This window comes from Rhizobium sp. CIAT894 (assembly GCF_000172795.2).
GTDB lineage: Bacteria > Pseudomonadota > Alphaproteobacteria > Rhizobiales > Rhizobiaceae > Rhizobium.
In genome coordinates, this window is record NZ_CP020952.1 from 586,714 (window position 1) to 604,970 (window position 18,257).

Annotated in this window: 13 protein-coding genes and 1 pseudogene; 9 read left to right on the forward strand and 5 right to left on the reverse strand. The window is 57.5% G+C overall.

All coding sequences use genetic code 11. The features are described 5' to 3' along the window. Positions 1-709: 709 nt before the first annotated feature. Positions 710-2,806, reverse strand: a complete 2,097-nt coding sequence (locus tag RHEC894_RS31495; RefSeq protein WP_085740531.1) for a carboxy terminal-processing peptidase — start codon at positions 2,804-2,806, stop codon at positions 710-712. A 178-nt stretch (positions 2,807-2,984) separates the two neighbouring features. Between RHEC894_RS31495 and RHEC894_RS31500 the strand changes: the two genes are divergently transcribed. The 4 genes from RHEC894_RS31500 to RHEC894_RS31515 are packed head-to-tail and all read left to right on the forward strand — an operon-like array spanning position 2,985 to position 5,013. Beyond that, entirely contained in the window at positions 2,985-3,338 is a 354-nt protein-coding gene (locus RHEC894_RS31500) for a metalloregulator ArsR/SmtB family transcription factor (protein ID WP_010069429.1), read from the forward strand. Continuing rightward, positions 3,335-3,775 (forward strand): arsenic resistance N-acetyltransferase ArsN2, encoded by a 441-nt coding sequence (gene arsN2, locus RHEC894_RS31505; protein WP_010069430.1) that lies wholly within the window; start codon positions 3,335-3,337, stop codon positions 3,773-3,775. The genes RHEC894_RS31500 and arsN2 overlap by 4 nt, the downstream gene beginning before the upstream one ends. A gap of 15 nt (positions 3,776-3,790) precedes the next feature. Continuing rightward, on the forward strand, positions 3,791-4,318 hold the full coding sequence (locus RHEC894_RS31510; RefSeq protein ID WP_010069431.1) for an arsenate reductase ArsC: 528 nt from the start codon (positions 3,791-3,793) through the stop codon (positions 4,316-4,318). Continuing rightward, positions 4,318-5,013 carry an MIP/aquaporin family protein gene (locus tag RHEC894_RS31515; RefSeq protein ID WP_010069432.1) on the forward strand — a complete coding sequence of 232 codons (696 nt, stop codon included), beginning with the start codon at positions 4,318-4,320 and terminating at the stop codon, positions 5,011-5,013. Before RHEC894_RS31510 ends, RHEC894_RS31515 begins: the two co-directional genes overlap by 1 nt. 107 nt (positions 5,014-5,120) lie before the next feature. On the opposite strand, the pseudogene RHEC894_RS31520 reads toward RHEC894_RS31515, so the two are convergent. Continuing rightward, positions 5,121-5,399: pseudogene (locus tag RHEC894_RS31520) on the reverse strand (MFS transporter); the annotation flags it as partial. Between the two features lie 179 nt (positions 5,400-5,578). Here RHEC894_RS31520 and RHEC894_RS31525 point away from each other — a divergent pair. The 3 genes from RHEC894_RS31525 to RHEC894_RS31535 all read left to right on the forward strand — a co-directional run bounded on the left by RHEC894_RS31525 (position 5,579) and on the right by RHEC894_RS31535 (position 9,922). Continuing rightward, complete coding sequence (locus RHEC894_RS31525) at positions 5,579-6,091, forward strand: hypothetical protein (protein WP_010069701.1); 513 nt, start codon at positions 5,579-5,581, stop codon at positions 6,089-6,091. Between the two features lie 361 nt (positions 6,092-6,452). Beyond that, the gene (locus tag RHEC894_RS31530) at positions 6,453-8,183 is read left to right on the forward strand and encodes a hypothetical protein (protein ID WP_010069700.1); all 1,731 of its coding nucleotides are present in this window, start codon (positions 6,453-6,455) and stop codon (positions 8,181-8,183) included. After that, positions 8,180-9,922, forward strand: coding sequence for a hypothetical protein (locus RHEC894_RS31535; RefSeq protein WP_085740532.1), 1,743 nt, complete (start codon positions 8,180-8,182; stop codon positions 9,920-9,922). The genes RHEC894_RS31530 and RHEC894_RS31535 overlap by 4 nt, the downstream gene beginning before the upstream one ends. 145 nt (positions 9,923-10,067) lie before the next feature. Here RHEC894_RS31535 and RHEC894_RS31540 read toward each other — a convergent pair. The 3 genes from RHEC894_RS31540 to RHEC894_RS31555 all read right to left on the reverse strand — a co-directional run bounded on the left by RHEC894_RS31540 (position 10,068) and on the right by RHEC894_RS31555 (position 15,173). Further along, positions 10,068-10,819, reverse strand: a protein-coding gene (locus RHEC894_RS31540) for an IS5 family transposase (protein ID WP_089152714.1) whose coding sequence is annotated in 2 segments (ribosomal slippage) — positions 10,068-10,483 and positions 10,483-10,819 — 753 coding nt in all. Because the reading frame shifts where the segments join, the coding sequence is not laid out codon by codon here. Between the two features lie 122 nt (positions 10,820-10,941). Continuing rightward, positions 10,942-13,245, reverse strand: a complete 2,304-nt coding sequence (locus RHEC894_RS31545) for a hypothetical protein (protein WP_164517734.1) — start codon at positions 13,243-13,245, stop codon at positions 10,942-10,944. A gap of 1,028 nt (positions 13,246-14,273) precedes the next feature. Continuing rightward, the gene (locus tag RHEC894_RS31555; protein ID WP_085740535.1) at positions 14,274-15,173 is read right to left on the reverse strand and encodes an AraC family transcriptional regulator; all 900 of its coding nucleotides are present in this window, start codon (positions 15,171-15,173) and stop codon (positions 14,274-14,276) included. Positions 15,174-15,407: 234 nt separating this feature from the next. On the opposite strand from RHEC894_RS31555, the gene RHEC894_RS31560 reads away from it, so the two are divergent. Beyond that, positions 15,408-16,871, forward strand: coding sequence for an aldehyde dehydrogenase (locus RHEC894_RS31560; RefSeq protein WP_085740536.1), 1,464 nt, complete (start codon positions 15,408-15,410; stop codon positions 16,869-16,871). A gap of 63 nt (positions 16,872-16,934) precedes the next feature. After that, positions 16,935-18,254, forward strand: coding sequence for an ABC transporter substrate-binding protein (locus RHEC894_RS31565; RefSeq protein WP_085740537.1), 1,320 nt, complete (start codon positions 16,935-16,937; stop codon positions 18,252-18,254). The last annotated feature ends 3 nt before the right edge of the window (positions 18,255-18,257 follow it).

Below are 18,257 nucleotides of genomic sequence, written 5' to 3' on the forward strand. Positions count from 1 at the left end.
GTGCCAGCCGCATGGATCCCAGGGTCAAGCCCTGGGATGACGGAGGAGAGGTGGTGCCGGGACACACAAGCTTCGCTGGCGCGATGAAGCTGCGACTCAGCAGCGGCGATGAAGCCGCGGCAGAAGTGGCGTCTCGCAGGCTGCGCCGACGGTGCTTTTGGCGAGAACGCCAACCCCATTCCCCGTCATCCCAGGGCTTGACCTTGGGATCCACAGCCAAGCACTCGGCTTCAATAATTTCGCTGAATTGCTGCCCATCTCCTTTCACGCAGCACCAGCCGCATGGATCCCAGGGTCAAGCCCTGGGATGACGGAGGAGAGGTGCTGCCGGGACACACAAGCTTCGCCGGCGCGATGAAGCTGCGACTCGGCAGCTGCGATGAAGCCGCGGCAGAAGTGGCGTCTCGCAGGCTGCGCCGACGGTGCGTTTGGCGAGAACGCCAACCCCATTCTCCGTCATCCCAGGGCTTGACCCTGGGATCCACAACCAAGTACGCGGCTTCAATAATTTCGTTGAATTGCGGCCCATCTCTGTTCACGCAGCGCCAGCGGCATGGATCCCAGGGTCAGGCCCTGGGATGACGGAGGAAGAGGTGGTGCCGGGACACATGGATCCCAGGGCCAGCAAGCCCTGGGATGCCGGAGAGTGGGGAGCTGCTTCTGCCAAACTCGACGTCGGCTGGAACAACGATGCGACGCTGGAACTGCCCTATTGCTTTGTGACTGCCTGTGATGGGCCTTGCTGCAGATCTGCCTCGTCGGCAAGAATGGCGGCGGATTCGTCCAGCAGGACGTCTTTGGCATTCTTGCGGGCGTTTTCCATGGCGATATCGGCGCTCAGGCTGCGCTCGTCCGCCTGCAGGCCGTCATCTCCGCCAAGATCCTCGTCATCGCTTCCCTGGGCCCGAGACTTGAAGCGGCTTTCTCGAGCAGCCGCTTCCTTGCGGCGTTCGGCTTCATTGAGCGAGATCAGCCCTTTCTCGCGCTGCGCCTTCAGATCGGCGATGTCTTTCAACAGGCGCTGGAAATCCGGATCGCTCTTGACCCGCGCGTCATGGCGGCTCTGCAATGCCGGCAGCAGCGTCTTGATCGTGTCGGAGGGGGTGTATTTCGCGGGTTTGATCTCAGCCCATGGCAGGGCGTTGTCATAGCTGGTCTCGCCGAAGCTCGTGGGATCGGACAGGCCCGGCAGGGTGAGATCGGGCGTCACGCCGCGCAGCTGCGTGGTGCCGCCGTTGACCCGGAAAAACTGGGAAATCGTCACTTTCAGCTCGCCGAATTCGGGTTTGCTGTTGTGAACCACCTGGTCGAGATCGACGACGGTCTGAACGGTGCCCTTGCCGAAACTGGGTTCGCCGATAATCACGCCGCGACCGTAATCCTGGATGGCAGCGGCAAAAATCTCCGAAGCCGAGGCCGAGCCGCGATTGATCAGGACGCCCATCGGGCCTGTCCAGACGGGTGCCGCAAAATCAGCGCTTCTGACGCCGATCTTGCCGTCGCTGCCGCGCTGCTGAACGACCGGGCCGTTGCCGATGAAGAGACCGGTCAAATCGATCGCCTCATCCAGTGAACCGCCGCCATTGTTGCGCAGATCGATAAGAACGCTGTCGACCTTTTCGTCGCTCAATTCGCCGAGAAGCTTGGCGACATCGCGGCTTGCGCTCTTGTAGTCCTTGTCGCCTTTGCTCTTGGCTTCAAAATCCTCGTAGAAAACAGGCAGCGTAATGATCCCGATCTTACGCGTGGTGTCGCCAGCCTTCACCGACAGCACGGTTTTCCTGGCGGCCTGCTTGTCGAGGCTGATTTTATCGCGCACCAGGCTGACGACACGATGCGCGGCATCGGCGCCGGCATCGGCCGGCAGGATATCCAGGCGCACGACGGAGCCTTTTTTCCCGCGGATCATCTGCACGACTTCATCGAGGCGCGTGCCCACGACTTCCTTGATCGGCCCATCCTTGCCTTGACCGACGCCGGTGATGCGGTCGCCGACGGCGAGCTTGCCGGAGAGTTGCGCCGGCCCGCCGGGCACGAGCTCACGGATGGTCGTGTAGTCGTCGCGTTCCTGCAACACGGCACCGATGCCGAACAGCGACAGCTTCATCGAGACATTGAAATCGGCGGAAGCGGCCGCCCCGAAATAATCCGTGTGCGGATCGACAGAGGTGGCGTAGGCATCCATGAACGACTGGAAAACGTCGTCGCTTTTAAACTTGTAAGCACGCTCGAGCGAGTTTTCGTAGCGTTTGTCGAGGGTTTCGCGAATCGCTGCGTCGGTCTTGCCGCCGAGCTTCAGCCGCAGCCAATCGCTTTTGACGCGCTTGCGCCAAAGCTCGTTGCTCTCGGCTTCCGACTGCGGCCACGGCTCCTTATCGCGCAGCACCGAAAAACTCTCCTGCGTGCTGAAATCGAAGCCCTGCTTGAGCAGGCTGCGCGCATAGGTCATGCGGTCGACGACGCGCTGTTCATAGGCGTTGAAAATCGCAAACGGGATCTTCAGGTCCTGCTTTTCGATCGCATCGTCGATCTCGCTGCGATCGGCCATGAACTTGTCGACATCCGTTTGCAGGAAGAGCATGCGGTCCGGATCAAGCGATTTGATGAAGCTGTCCATGATCCTTTGCGACAAGGCGTCGTCAAGCGGAACGGGTTTGTAGCTGTATCGCGAGAGAAACTGTGCGCTCAACTGAGCCGCCTGCGCCTGCCGCTTCAGCGGCGCCAAAGCAGGCGGTGAGGCAACTTCAGCATATGCGGACTGTGCGAGGGCAAGAAATGCTGCAAGAAAAACGTAGGGTATGCGCATTCAGCGTTGATCCAATTCATAATGCCTGATGTCGATGGGTGATCTAGGTGAGACAATTATGGTCTTTTGGCAAGCAGGTGGCAAATAACATGGTTGGCAAAGCCAAGAAAACGCATCCGGGGTTCCATGAACTCGCCGATCGCATTGACACCGACAAAATATCCGTTATTCTGGATATATGGATAATGACAACGCGATAGCGGCGCTCGGCGCCCTGGCTCAGACCACGCGCCTGGAAACCTTTCGGCTGCTCGTACGGCACGAGCCCCACGGCATTCCCGCTGGAGAACTCGCCCGCCTCATCGATGTGCCGCAGAACACAATGTCGGCGCATCTCGCAACACTGTCACGGGCAGGTCTGGTAACGAGCGAACGACAGAGCCGGTCCATCATCTATCGGGCGGATCTCAATGCGCTTCGCGAATTAACTCTTTTCCTCCTGAAGGATTGCTGCGGTGGATCGACGGAGCTTTGTGCTCCGCTCATTGCCGAGCTGGCACCCTGCTGCGCCCCGGAGGCGAAGTTGTCATGAGGGCGATCCGGCTAGAGCAGGTTACGGGTAACGACGCTGCCCTCAAAGCGGCTTTGACGGACGCGCATCTGCCAACGGACGACATCGAAGATCACGGCCGCACTTTCTTCAAGGCACTATCATCGGATGGCCGGATTGTTGGCTTCTCCGGCGTCGAGCGTTGCGGTGATGATCACCTCCTCCGCTCGGTCGTCGTGCTACCCGATCACCGCGGCCAACGCCTGGGAGGTGTCTTGGTCGAGCAGACGTTGGCGAGTCTTGACCGCAGCGGTGATGTCTTTCTCGCGACGATGAGCGCAGCGGCGTTCTTCGCGCGCATCGGATTTTCTGAAGTGCAGCGGGACAGCGTGCCCGCAGCGGTACTGGCGACGCGCCAGCTTTCCTCCATCTGCCCATCATCAGCGACCATCATGAGGCTCATAAGGCCGCCAACCTAAACCCGGATCACGACCATGACCGACAAGACCTATAACGTGCTGTTCCTCTGCACGGGCAATTCCGCTCGCTCTATTCTCGCCGAATCCATTCTCAACAAGGAAGGCGCGGGTCGCTTCAAGGCCTATTCTGCCGGCAGCCAGCCGAAGGGCGAGGTTAATTCGCACGCCCTGAAGGAGCTGGAAGCGCTCGGCTATCCATCGGCCGGCTTCTCATCGAAGAGTTGGGACGAGTTAGCCGAACCCGGCGCGCCGCAGATGGACTTCATCTTCACCGTCTGCGACAGCGCAGCCGGCGAAGCCTGCCCGATCTGGATCGGACATCCGATGACCGCACATTGGGGCGTCGAGGATCCCGCCGCCGTCGTCGGGACGGAAGTCGAGATCCAGCGCGCCTTCGCCCAAGCCGCCCGCTTCCTGAAGAACCGGATCATGTCCTTTATCAGCCTGCCGCTTACCTCGATCGACAAGCTCGCGCTGGAAACACACCTTCGCCAGATCGGCGCCATGGAAGGCGCCAACATTCCGCAGCCGAAGGCAAACTGATGGACGGCTTCGACCTACCGCGGCGGCTGGTTGCCGAGGGGCTGGGGACCGCAATGCTGGTCGCGACCGTGGCCGGATCGGGCATCATGGCAACATCGCTGACGCAGGACGTTGGCCTGGCGCTACTCGGCAATACGCTGGCGACGGGCGCTATCCTGGTGGTGCTGATCACAATCCTCGGGCCGATCTCCGGTGCTCACTTCAATCCGGTCGTGTCGATGGTCTTTGCAATGTCCCGGTCACTGCCGAAGCGCGACTTCGGGGGATATGTGCTGGCGCAGATCGCGGGCGGCGTGGTCGGAACAATCGCGGCGCACCTGATGTTCGGACTGCCGCTGATCGAACTGTCGGGCAAGGTGCGGGCGGGCGGCGCCCAGTGGTTTTCCGAGGGTGTTGCAACCTTCGGACTGCTTGCAGTGATCCTTGCCGGCATCAAGTTCGAGCAGAGGGCAGTGCCGTGGCTCGTCGGGCTCTACATCACCGCCGCCTACTGGTTCACCGCGTCGACGTCCTTCGCCAATCCCGCGGTCGCGTTGGCCCGGTCACTGACAAACACCTTCTCAGGCATTCGTCCTGTCGATCTGCCTGGTTTCTGGATCGCCGAGATTGCCGGTGCTGTTCTCGCACTTACGCTGCTCACCTGGCTCCTGCAGCCCTCCACCTCATCGACAGTCTCATCGGAGGCAAAGCTTTGAATTCACCATCTACGACAATCGGATGCGGATGACCACCATTGTGGGATTGCCCCGACGACGGGCTCGCGCATCAGCCTTTGCCCGCCTGTGGCACCTTTCTTTCCCTTTCGCATGATCCAGACATGGAACGGCATGCAGATGGCAAGGTTGAGCCCGGCATAAACCAGATAGATCTCGCGCCAGGAGAGATAGCCAAGCAGAGCCATCGCGATCGGCCAGAAGATCGTGGAGGCAAACCCGGCAATCAGTGTGAGATAGGTGATACTCCGCGATGCGGACCGGGGATCGGCCTCCACCAGCGCCTCGAAGGCGGCTTGGTACTGGACCATACCGGAAGAGATTTCCATGAGCACGATGGCAAGGGCGAAGATCGGCACCGACGGCGACCTTTCCGAGCCCGGACCGCGCGGTGGCGGCCGCGCTCAGGATGCAGAGCGATGCTTCGGCGACAGATCAACTCCGCCTTGTTGTTGCAACTCTATGCTACCTGGCCTGAGCGATAACGTTCATGTAATGTCTCAACTCAAGATCCAAAACCGGTCTACATCAATCAAATGGACATCTGATGAGTGAGCGCCTAACGACGGCCATAAGAATCGGGGAAGCCGCAAAGGCGATTTTTCGAAAAACTCAGAGCTTTCCAGGCCCAGAATTCGGAAAGGATGTAGAGTTCCGCGAGGGCGAACACGTCGGTGTTGAACCGATGCTTTTGGCGCTTTCCATGGAGTTGGCACTGAAAGCGTGGTTCGTTTTCGACTACGACGATCCAAAAGTTGTCAAATCGCACAACCTGATGAAACTATTTGATAGCCTAAAGCCCGAAAGCCAAGAGAAACTCGATGCGGAGTTCAGAAGGTCAGTGGCCCCGTATCATCCCCACGGTTTCAACTTCGACTACAGAATTCGTCACATTCTGGGTCAGCATCAAGACGCCTTCATCGACTGGCGCTACCTCCACGAGGCAAAGCAATCGATGATGTTCGATCAGGGTGCTTTTGAGGCAACGCTCGAAATGGTGATCCGTGAGTTCGAGAAGAGATATCGCATTGAGCCGGTGAAGCCTTTTTGGCCACCCTGAACGCAGTCAGGATTGGGGAAACCTTGGTGTGCGGTAGCTTCGGCACAGAAGCTTTCCTTGTCCGAGCGGAAGGCTGATAACCGCAACAAGGCCGGCAGCGGCCGGGCGGCAGCGCGCCTTCGTTTCGGTCCTTCGGTGGTCTCTTGGTCGATTCTAAAAGCGGACATTCGCAACGCAGTTCGCAATCGAACCGGCCGGTCCTGTCCAGATCGGAATTTCGATCTTTCCTCAGGAAGTAGGCCCCACAAGTGCAAAACAGATCGGGAGCGCATACGTCACTTCATCGACTATGCGAATCATATGCGCTCCCATAACTTTGATATCTCCTCTCTTAGGGAACACCAAACTCAGCGGAAGACGGATGACGGCCGAGGCGATATCGATAGACGAGACAGAACTGAATACGCAGCTCCGCACACGTGGCTTGCTTCGTACTGTTGCAGATCGCGACCGTCAGTGTCTTGACGATAATCACTCTGCGTTCCTCAATACGCTCGCGAGCATTTTCAACGCCACCGACGCGCCACGGCTTGACCTCCATATCGAAGAGGCGCTGGCGGAGCTTAAAGGACCGCAATTCTTCTTTGTCCAACATGTTCTGTGTGATCTCATACCCCTTCTGAACGTAGATCAAGCCGCCCTTCTTCGGTTTGTGGCGCGCCTTATCGACGCCGGTGGCAACGATCTGGCTGCAGGTGCCCCTAGTGCTGCTTTTGGAGAATGGACGAAGAAGGACCCATCCAGGCCTTCCAAGGTCTACGAAGCGGCGCGTAGGGGCGACGACGTAGCGCTGCGTCAACTACTCACGACTTTGCGAATGAACGCTGATGTCGAGGAAAGCCTCATATTTGCGCGATCTGACGAACGAGCGGCCAAGCTCGCAGCCATTTCGGCCTTGGGAGCCATGGAGTTGGGTGGGCGTTACAATGAGGTGTTTGACACCCTGCTTCAAGGAGCGTCCAGCGACGATGAGGAAACCGCACTCCGGTCCCTCGAAGCGGGCTACCGCGCTGCCGCACAACGAAAAGAATCCGCACCAACCGATTTCGACGAACAACTCGATCGAGTGCTTCAGACACGGACTCCGCTCTCGATTCACTTTGCGGCAGACTTCCTCTGGCTTCACCGAGAGGGCCTTACAGAGAACGCCATAAACTTGTGTCTCGCCGCCGTCGCGGACGTTAACCCAGACCACATTGGTACGATCTCGCACATCGACCATGCCGCATACCAACTCGTGGGCACCGGGCGCGCCGAGCATGTCGTGCGCCTAGTCGGTGAATTGATAGATCGCTCGAAGGGTCGGATTACGCTGGATGCGCTCCAAAGCACCTACCACGCGCTGCAAAATGCAGGCTCTGACGTGCTGGGTGGTGCGGTTATGTACTGGCTGCTGAACGGGGGTACGCACACTCGCAAATGCGTAGCTAGCGAAGTTTGCGGCGTCGGGAACGATGCCCCTCCTTTCTCCATCCCCATGTCGTCTCTCCCACCAGACCCATCGGACCAACTATTCCTCTGCCGCAAGGCCGTTGGATGGTTCTTCATTGATCCGCTTGCCGCAGTTGCCATACCGTTAGCGGTGCTTCGCGATGGATCTCCGGATATCGCGAACTACGTCCTCGATCTGATCTACGACCCCCTGCTCCTGAGCTATGGCGGCAAGTTGAAGAAGCACCTAGAGCACTACGTCGCAGACGACGAATTGAAAGGCTCGGGCGTTGCTGAACTGCTCGCGCGCAAGACTGCACTTCAGGGTGCAACGGAGGGTATTGAACGCTTGGTAGAACTGCACCCCAGCGAAACGCAGCGCGAGGCGGACCGTGTTCAGTGGCACGAACAGATGGAACGGAGCATGGAGCAGGGGCGCCGGAAATCGATGCTTGAGGACCTCTTCACCAAACAATACATTCTGTATGGTCGCTCGTCGTTGACGCCGATCTATACCGGCGACGGCACCACACATCTGACCGAGACCGAAATGAAATCCTTCTCAATCTCGTCCGAGTTACCCCTGCTCAGTGTCATCGACCCGGTAGGCCTAGACCGCATGCTCGTCCAATTCAAGCTTGAGTCTCGAGAACAGCTGTGAAACTTGTCGTTACGCACTATCTGCGCTCACTGCGTGAACGCGACGAACTCGACGCTATCCTGCCTGCCCTTCTGAGTGAGAGCGGGTTCCAAGTTCTGACCCGCCCTCGCCGTGGCACACGGCAAGCTGGTGTCGACATCGCTGCAGTCGGCCCCGATGCGGACCGCGATGGCGCTCGCAGCTTGTTCCTCTTCACAATCAAATCCGGCGACTTGACACGGGAGCACTGGGACGCCAGTCAGCAGGCGGTACGACCGTCGCTCAACGAAGTTATGGATGACTACATCCCGAACCGCATACCACCCCACCTGGCGGAACTCCCTGTAGTCGTATGTGTCTGTATGGGCGGCGAGATGCGCGAGGATGTTCGGGCCCAATGGAGCGGCTTCTGTCGGACGAATGAGAAAGCCAACCTTCACTTCGCCGAGTGGAACGGAGATCGGCTCGCTGATCTTATTCTCAGTGGCATGCTACGCGCAGAATTAGTTGAGAGTGAGCACCGTGGGCTGTTCCAGAAAGCGCTTGCGATGCTCGACCAACCCGACGTCGCTTATCGGCATTTCCGCCACCTGCTTAATGCTATTTTCACCGAACCTAAGAACCAGACAGAGCGCACACGCCAGCTACGCAAGGCCTACCTATGCCTTTGGATACTTTTTGTATGGGCTCGTGACGCCGGCAACCTTGAGGCGGCCTATCGAGCATCAGAGCTGTTACTGCTACGTAGCTGGCCACACTGCGACAGTACCCATCTGCGTAAGGGTCCGACACGACAAGAGCGGCTAGCTCATTTTGATCAGGTATTGAAACTTCATTTCATCATCGCTCACCTTCTGCTCGTTGAAAAGATTGGGCCGTTCGCCGACAAGCGCTACGCGCTTTCCATGGCCGTGAATTCACGTAATGCGGTCGATATCAACATAGCTTTGTTCGAGACTCTGGGGAGGTTGTCACTTCACGGACTGTGGCTGGATGCCTTGAGCGGCATGCAGGATGAGGCATTCGCGCAAGCGATGAGCGAACAGGCTGACAAGCTGCTCAACATAGCGATCGCGATGCTGAACGCGAATCCGGCGTTAGCCGTTCCAATTCGCGACGACTTCATGATCGAGCTGGCTCTGTTCATGCGTCTCGCAGACGTGCGCGGCCGTATTTCCAACGTCGCCGACTATATTCGTGGCATGTCGGATCACCTGTGCAACGGACTAAGGATACGTCAGCACTATCCGATACCGACGACAAATTATCGTGACGTCCTCAGTCATCCCAGAGATCGCAGCGACACATACTTCGAAGAGCATACGCGGGCGGGGATTCTTTACACTTTCATTCTTGCGTGGCTTGCTATGGTCGGAGATCAGGAACGTGCTGAGCGTTTGCGCAGCACGTTATTAGAACACGCCCCGCATATGACACACCAAATCTGGGTTCCCGACGGGCGAACGGATGACGTGTTTTGGGATGGTGATCGAGATCACGGGTTGTCGGTACCAGGTCTGCCTCTCAACGACTCGCTTGAAGCCGTTTTTGAACTCCTCAATCGCGTGATGAACGAGCATCCGCTACATGAGCGAGTAAGCGCTGTTCGAAGCAACCTGACTCCGGTTCTCCTCACGGCATGTCGCCATTATCGCATGCCGGTGCCCGTCCACGTTTGGCAAGGTCAAGATCGTGCGGCACCGAACAGCACCGCATCTGATCAATTAGCATCCGACCGCACAATCCGGCAGGAGGACTAGGCAACCCTTTGCACCATCGGACTAACACGCTGCAAACATCTCATTGGCAGGAGCGAAAGTGATAATCTTCTTCCGGCTGCGAACGGAAATAGTTTCCGTTTGGCGACCTCATTGTAAGAAAACGGTCGTCTACTAGGGCCTGTCGTCAGTTGAGCGAAATGAAAGCGGCGACGAGCTGAACTGCTCCGAGAAAGGTGGCGGCGAGCTTGTCGTATCGCGTGGCTATAGCTCTGAACTGTTTGAGATTATTAAAGAAACGTTCGATGAGATTGCGCTCGCAATAAAGCGCGAAGTCTGTTGGTCTGGGCGTCGTACGATTGGCTTTTGGCGGAATCACCGGAGTAATGTGACGTGCTTTGAGATGGTCGATGAGCGCGTCGGCATCATAAGCTTTGTCAGCCAGGAACGCCTGAGGATCAACTTCCTCAAGAAGAGGTTGGGCCTGCGCCAGATCCGATGCCTGGCCCGGTGTCAGTGAGATCGCAACCGGATTTCCGAGCGCATCGGCGATCACATGGATCTTCGTCGTCAGCCCCCCACGGGATCGGCCGATCGCCTGGTCCCCCCTTTTTGCGCGCCAGCACTATGCTGGTGGGCGCGCACGACGGTGGAATCCAGCATCATATATTCATTGTCGTGATCGGCGGCCAAGTGTTTGAATATACGCTCGAAGACGCCGCCTTCGCACCATCGGCGCATCCGCTTGTGGACGATCTTCCAGTCTCCGAACCGCTCAGGAAGATCGCGCCAGGGTATTCCGGCGCGGTATCTGTAAAGCACAGCTTCCACGAACAGGCGATTATCGGCCGCCGTGCCGCCAACATGACCTTCCCGCCCGGGCAGAAGGTCCTTGATCCGATCCCATTGATCGTCTCGCAATCCATAACGACGTGTCATAACCAGCCCTCCAATGGCCGGTCTGCTATGAATCACATAAAATCCGATTTGGGAATCTTGCCCAGCAAGGCAGGGAACTGACGACACACCCTAGACTTATCGACGCCAAGTCGACAGTCGTTCTATTTTGCGGGGGAAAGCTCTTTTATGACATACCCCTCCCGGCCCTTGTTCTGAACATAGGCTACTTTGACCCTTTGCCCCTCTCTAAGGGGCCTGCTATGATCCTCTGCGAATTTATTGAGAGGCAAATATGCATCGATAGGTAGGCCGTCGATCTCCACAAATCCGAAGCCCTTCTCTGTCGAGAGCTTAACAATTACCCCTTCTCCACGTTGATAGTTACCTGGTTCGATCGATATTACCTTTTCCACGGAGAGGCCTTTTTCGGCTTCGACCAGTTCGCAAACAAGGATGTCCCCCTCCCATATGTCGTAGGGGGATACCGGACCGAGTGCATTCTTGTGAAGCATCGCGCTGATATCTCTGTCCGCCAGTTTTACGAAGCCATAGCCAAGGCCCCTGTCAAACCACTCGACAACACAGCGGATGCGCTGTGTTGTTATGCCTGCAACTGAGGACACCACGGGCCGTTTCCCAGCAGCCAATGTTCGAAGCGAATACAACAAGGAATTCTGATCACCTCTATCTATCTTGCCCACAGACCCAAGAAGCTGCGCATCTTTCGCAAGAGCGTAGTTTAAAAATTTCTCGACGACGCGACTTGCCGCCTTTTGATCATTTGACCCCGCTATGCTCCTTAATTCATCGGCGAGAATCCGATCTGATATCCCTGTTGCCAAAGCTAACTGCCCCACAAACACCGGATATCTTGTCACAAGACTCAAATGAACCGCCCCTCGGTGAGAAATGGCCACCGATTGGTCTGGTGACAGATGCCCTAGCGAAACGTCAAACTTCTCAATGAGGGCGGCGTCAAGCAGTATCTTCAGAGCACTACTGGTGCTTGCCTCTGAAGAGCCCAGCGCATCAAAGAAATCGAATATTGCCTGCACTGGCATATGTCGTTCTTCGACTGTCCTTCCCTGCAGAAGCCTCGCCTCCAAAAGCTTCAAGATTCTAATTTTCAACAGCGGACTTTGAATTACCCGTAAATCAGATTCGAAAATGGAACAAAGTTGCTTACACTCTCCGGGTTTGAACGCAGTGTAATCACCCTTCACGAGTGCCTCAATTAGCTTATCAAATGGGACTACTGTTGCCTCGCCGACAACGTAGGCAGTAACCAAATTCTCAATGGCCAGCACAGGTGACGTTATGATCCGCCGCGCCAGATTTAAAGTTATCCGAATGTTGTAGTTGCTGAATTCACCAAGCGTCTGTGCGGTATACTCCTGGTTTACAAATATATCGTTGACTATAAATGCAAATTTTCGAATATCGTCGATATGAAGCCGTATGCCTTTGGCCAGATAAAATTCTTTGGTTCGAGCCTTTGGCGTCTCGGAAGTATTACCCGTGATATATTCAATGCGCTTTCGGAACACCTCACGAGGCGAAGGGGTCGGCAAAAAAAAGGACCGACTGGAATACACATTTACAATATCTAATTTAGATAGCCCCCAAGCCGTCTTATCCGTAATGGGGAAAATGAGTAAGCTATGGGCAACATGTCGTCTCAGAGACTGAGCAAGCTGAAAGATGGCGACTTTCACGGCCTCATCATGGTCATCAATGTTATCAAATACTAGAACCGGAAGCATTTTCCGATTATTAACAGTGTCCTTGAGCAGTCTCTTGAGGTAGTCTTCACGATTCTTTTCAACAATTTCCTCTACATAAGTATCAAACTGAATCTGAAATTCAGATTTATTGGAGATATATAGATTTCTCTGGCTAACCTTGCGCCTGCGCTCATATTCACTGAAATATAAGCCGCGCATTTGGTCGTAATTTGGACCGTCATTTTCAGGATAAATCTGCCGGTGAATTGAAGATATTATAATCTCAATTGTTTCCCGATTACTGCTTTCTACGGCACCTGTAATATCGAGGAGATCGATGTGAACTTCCAAGCAACGCAGCCGAAGATCTCGTCGAAGCGTTTTCTTGAAAAATCGGTCCACGAAGGTGCTTTTTCCCGCTCCATTTGGGCCTACGATGAATACGGTTTCACCACCGCTGCTCTCGCTAGCGGCAACCTCAATGACATCTGATAGTTTCCCTTCGATATCTTCAGTCTTAATATTTCCCAAAATGCGATCGGTCAGTTTTTCCAAGCTGTAATCGGCATATCTGCTCTCTCGGCTCTCAACGAAGCAGTTCAGCAGGAGGTCCGGATCATTGTCGCCTCGTAGCTTGTCAAAAAATGTGCCCAGTATGCGTTCGATTTCAAACGAAAAATCGCTCTTTGCTGTAAGATGGATATCAACGTCGCTGAATGCAGTATAGCGAACGGCTTCCACATTTGCCGCGCTATTGTGAATCTCGTCAAAGCGCACGGCATAGAGGCGCTCACGGCAGGCTCCGCTGAAAGAATCTCGAAAAAAATATGGAAATCGTTTCGAATTGCCTCCAGAGATGGAAAAATGAATGATGACACACTGCGATAAGACTTATTTGCAACAAACGGCTTAAACAAAATCCATATGATGCCGTCCGTCACTACTGCAAACGGGAGACCCTCCTCTGCGGCGTAACCAAACGCTTGATCAACAGCTTCCTTACACTTCTTAAGGGCGGTATTTGATAGGGCGACGAGCCTCAAATTGTCCTTCTTGGCGAAATCGACCTCCAACAATCCTTGTCGTTTCGCTTCCAAGACAAAAAGCGGGTCCCCATTCTCGCCAATTAGATAATCAGAATATCCATTTGCGTGCTGTCGTTCTGTTGAGATTTCTGAGACGTCCCAGCCTAACACCTCACAAATAATACGGTTTATTAGCTTTATCTTGGCGTCTTCTTCGGTAATTGCCTGCTCTAGCAACTCTCCTACTTCGGAGATTATATTTTCAAATGTTCGGCGAGCCTTTTCGATTGGAGCCAATACAGCTTCATTTTCCAATTTTCCGTCAGAGACCTGCTTTGCCATTTGGGGAGCTTATGTAGTTAGGATTGTGGAGCGACACTGCTACATCGAAACGTCCACCAACACGACGTCAAAGTCAAACTCGCCGCTCGGTATTAAAAGCTCTAAACCTTCAATAATTCTCGCGTGACGTGGACAGCAGAGCCGGCTACGAAGCGTCTACGCGCGATGCCAACCCCCGCTGGCAGCCTAGATGAGCACACGCCTACGAGACTTGAAGCTACTGTCGGCTTTTTTGGCCGGCTTCCAAGAGGCCCCAATCCGCTTGCGGCCCTAAGCGGTCGTTCACGCTAGTCGTTGTCACGACAGCTATTGGCATTGCAGTCTCACGCAGGCTGGGTATTCCACAATGTGATTTGCGATCCAAGACCGGCAAATTCCAACTTTACCCAATAGGCCCCGAGCCTAAGGCCAATCCGCATACCCCGAGGACAACATACTACTCTCCGACCCAGCCGCCCCCCGGGCGATCTCGCGGTAGCCGGCGGGGGAAAGGCCGGTTTTGCGTTTGAAGAAATGGCTGAAATAGGTCGGGTCGCGGAAGCCGAGGCTGTCGGAGATTTCCTGGATGTTGCGGGCTGAGCGTTCCAATCTGAGTTTTGCCTCCTGCACCACGCGCTCATGCAGAAGCTGGATCGGCGAGCGGCCGAGCGTCCTTTGGCAGATCGAATGCAGCCGGTCGGCGGTGACGCCCAGTTCGGCGGCATAATCGCTGATCGGCCGGTGCTGGCGGAAGCCGGCCTCGACCAGCTGGCGATAGCGCTGCAGGATCGATCCGGTTTCGCCCTGCCCGCGCGGCTCGTTTCTTTCGCCGTCGCTGCCGCGCCACAGCGTCATCAGGATCAGCCTGAGATAGGCCGAGACCACCATCGAGGAGGCGCGGGAGGGATCGCCGAGTTCCCGCACGAAGCCTGAGATCAGCGGGCTGATTTCGGCTACCAGCAAGGGATCCCGCGCCTCGACCAGCTTGCGCTGCTCGGTGAACAGGCGCAGCGAATAGGATTCCACCTTGTCGCCGATCGCATCGACCATGATCTGCGCCGAGGCGCCGATGAGATGGGCGGCACTTCCCGCAGCAATCGACAGGTCGCAGCGCGCCTGCGGCGGCAGGAAGGCAAGCAGCGGCCCGTGCAAGTGGCGATCTTCGCCGCTGTCGAAATGAAGCTCGGCGGCGCCTTCGCCGAGCAGCAGGAAATGGTGGAAATCGGCATAGAGGCCTTTTTGAAGGCGGATGCGCCGATGCGACAGCGACGGCGCGTGCCACTCGCCCCTGGCATAGTGATGAATGCCTCCGTCCGTCGCCAAGACCGCTCCTCCGCTCCCGTGAAATAGTGCCGCAATCGCCGGATAATTACAATATTAACCCAATAAATCGCATTCCATCCGCAGTCGATCGGCGTAACCTTATCGTCATCAGCCTTTGGGAGGAGGCATTCCGACAACGCAGGAACGCTTGAGCGGCCTTCAGGCCGTCGCGTCCGCTCGTCTTCTCCCGTGGCAACAATGCAGGCGTCAGCACCTGGCGCCGACATGTAATGAATGGGTGAAGCGGTGTTTTCGGCAAAGCTGATGATCAACAACGAGGCGATTGATGCCTCCGAGGGGGCGACCTTCGAACGTCTGGATCCGCTGACCGGCGACGTCGCAACGACCGCCGCCGCAGGATCCATCGCCGATATGACGCGGGCCGCCAATGCGGCCGCTGCCGCCTTTCCCGACTGGTCGCAGACCGGCCCCGGCGAGCGGCGCAGACTGCTGAATGCCGCGGCCGATCTCCTCGATATCAGAACGCCGGAACTCGTTGCCGCCATGACCGGCGAAACCGGCGCCACGACGCAATGGGCGGCGATCAATTGCCGGCTCGGCGCCGATATATTCCGCGAGGCGGCGGCGATGACCACGCAAATCTCCGGCGAGCTCATTCCATCGGGCATTCCCGGAAACCTTGCCATGGCGGTGCGCCAGCCGGCCGGCGTCTGCGTCGGCATCGCCCCGTGGAATGCGCCCATTATTCTCGGCACCCGCGCCGTCGCCATGCCGCTTGCCTGCGGCAACACCGTCGTCCTGAAAGCCTCCGAACTCTGCCCGAAGACCCATGGCCTGATCGGCGACGTCCTGCGTGACGCCGGTTTTCCCCGCGGTGTCGTCAATGTCGTCTCCAATGCGCCGAACGATGCCGCCGCCGTCGTCGATGCCCTGATCGCCCATCCGGCCGTGCGCCGCATCAATTTCACCGGCTCCACCCGTGTCGGCCGGATCATCGCCGAAAGCGCGGCACGGCATCTGAAGCGCTGCCTGCTCGAACTCGGCGGCAAGGCGCCGTTCATCGTGCTTGATGACGCCGATATCGACGAGGCGGTGGGGGCTGCCGCCTTCGGCGCCTTCATGAACCAGGGCCAGATCTGCATGTCGACCGAGCGGATCATCCTGATGGACGAGATCGCCGACGGCTTCGTCGGCAAATTCCGGGCGAAGGCGGAAACCCTCGTCGCGGGCCATCCTGGGGACGGCAATACGCCGCTCGGCACGCTGATCAACACTGAGGCGGCTCGGCGCGTGAAATCGCTCGTCGACGACGCCCTGCAGAAGGGCGCGGTGCTCGTCTGCGGCGGCCGGCCCAACGGCACGCTGATGGATGCGACCGTCATCGATCACGTGACGCCTGCCATGCGCATCTACCGCGAGGAGAGTTTCGGGCCGGTTGCGGCGATCGTCCGGGTCGGCAGCGTCGACGAGGCGGTAACGGTTGCCAACGACAATGAATACGGGCTCTCGGCGGCGGTTTTCAGCGCCGATGTCAATGCGGCGATGGCGGTTGCCATGCGGCTTGAATCCGGCATCTGCCACATCAACCAGGCCACGGTTTTCGACGAGCCGCAAATGCCGTTCGGGGGCGTCAAATCGAGCGGCTACGGCCGCTTCGGCGGCAAGGCCGCGATCGATGAATTCACCGAGCTCCGATGGATCACCATGGCTGGGGGAAAACGACATTACCCGATCTGAGTCCGGATCGGGATGAACACGAGCAAACGGGCTGGGAGGCCCGCATCAAGAGGGAGGAATTTCATGAACGGCATTTTCCGCAACGGCAAACTCAACACAGCGTCTCTCACCCGCCGCTCTTTCATCGCATCGGCTGCCGCAGGCAGTGCGGCGCTGGCGCTTTCCGGCCGCACGGCTTTCGCCCAAGGCGGCGATACGCTGAAGGTCGGCTTCATCAGCCCGCGCACCGGCCCTCTCGGCGGCTTCGGCGAGACCGACGGCTATGTGCTGGAACTGGCGCGCAAGGCGCTGGAGGGCGGCCTGCAGGCGGGCGGCAAGACCTGGAAGGTGGAGATACTCGACAAGGACACCCAGTCCGATCCCTCGCGCGCCGGCCAGCTGGCGAAGGACCTGATCAACAACGAGGCGATCGACCTGATGCTCGCCGTCTCGACGCCGGAAACCATCAATCCGGTGGCCGATGCCTGCGAGGCGGCAGGCATTCCCTGCCTTTCCACGGTCATGCCCTGGGAAGCCTGGTATTTCGGCCGCGGCGCCAAGCCGGGCGCGCCCTCGCCGTTCAAGTGGACCTATCATTTCGGCTTCGGCGTCGAAGAGTTCCACAAGGCCTATGTTTCGCAGTGGAGCCTGATCGAGACCAACAAGAAGGTCGGCGTCATGTATCCGAACGATGCCGACGGCAATGCGATCCGCGCCCATCTGGCGCCCGCACTTGCCAAGGCCGGCTTCACGATCGTCGATCCCGGCGCCTATGAAACCGGGACGACCGACTTTTCGGCGCAGATCGCTCTCTTCCGGCAAGAGGGCGTGGAGATCTTCAACTCCTTCCCGATCCCGCCCGATTTCGCCGCCTTCTGGCGCCAGGCGGCACAACAGGGTCTGACCCAGCAGATCAAGATCTGCCAGGTCGCCAAGACGGGCCTGTTTCCATCCGACATCGAGGCGCTCGGCGATCTCGGCCTCAACATCGGCAGCGCGGCCTACTGGCACAAGGCCTTCCCTTACAAATCGACGCTGACCGGCGTCTCCGGAACCGAACTTGCCGACGGCTATGAAGCGGCAAGCGGCAAGCAGTGGACGCAGCAGCTCGGCGCCAGCCTGGCGCTGCTCGATGCCGGCTTCGATGCGCTGAAGGCGAGCACCGACGTCAAGAGCAAGGAGGCGGTGGCCAAGGCGCTCGCCACGCTGAAGACCACGACGATCGCCGGCAAGGTCGACTTCACCAGCGGTCCGGTCGCCAACGTCTCACCGGGGCCAATCATCGGCACGCAATGGGTGAAGGCGGCCGAGGGCTCGAAATTCGCGCTCGACTATGTCGTCACCGAAAACGCCACCGATCCCAATGTCCCGGTCGGCGCCAAGCTGATCGCTTATAACGGGTAACGC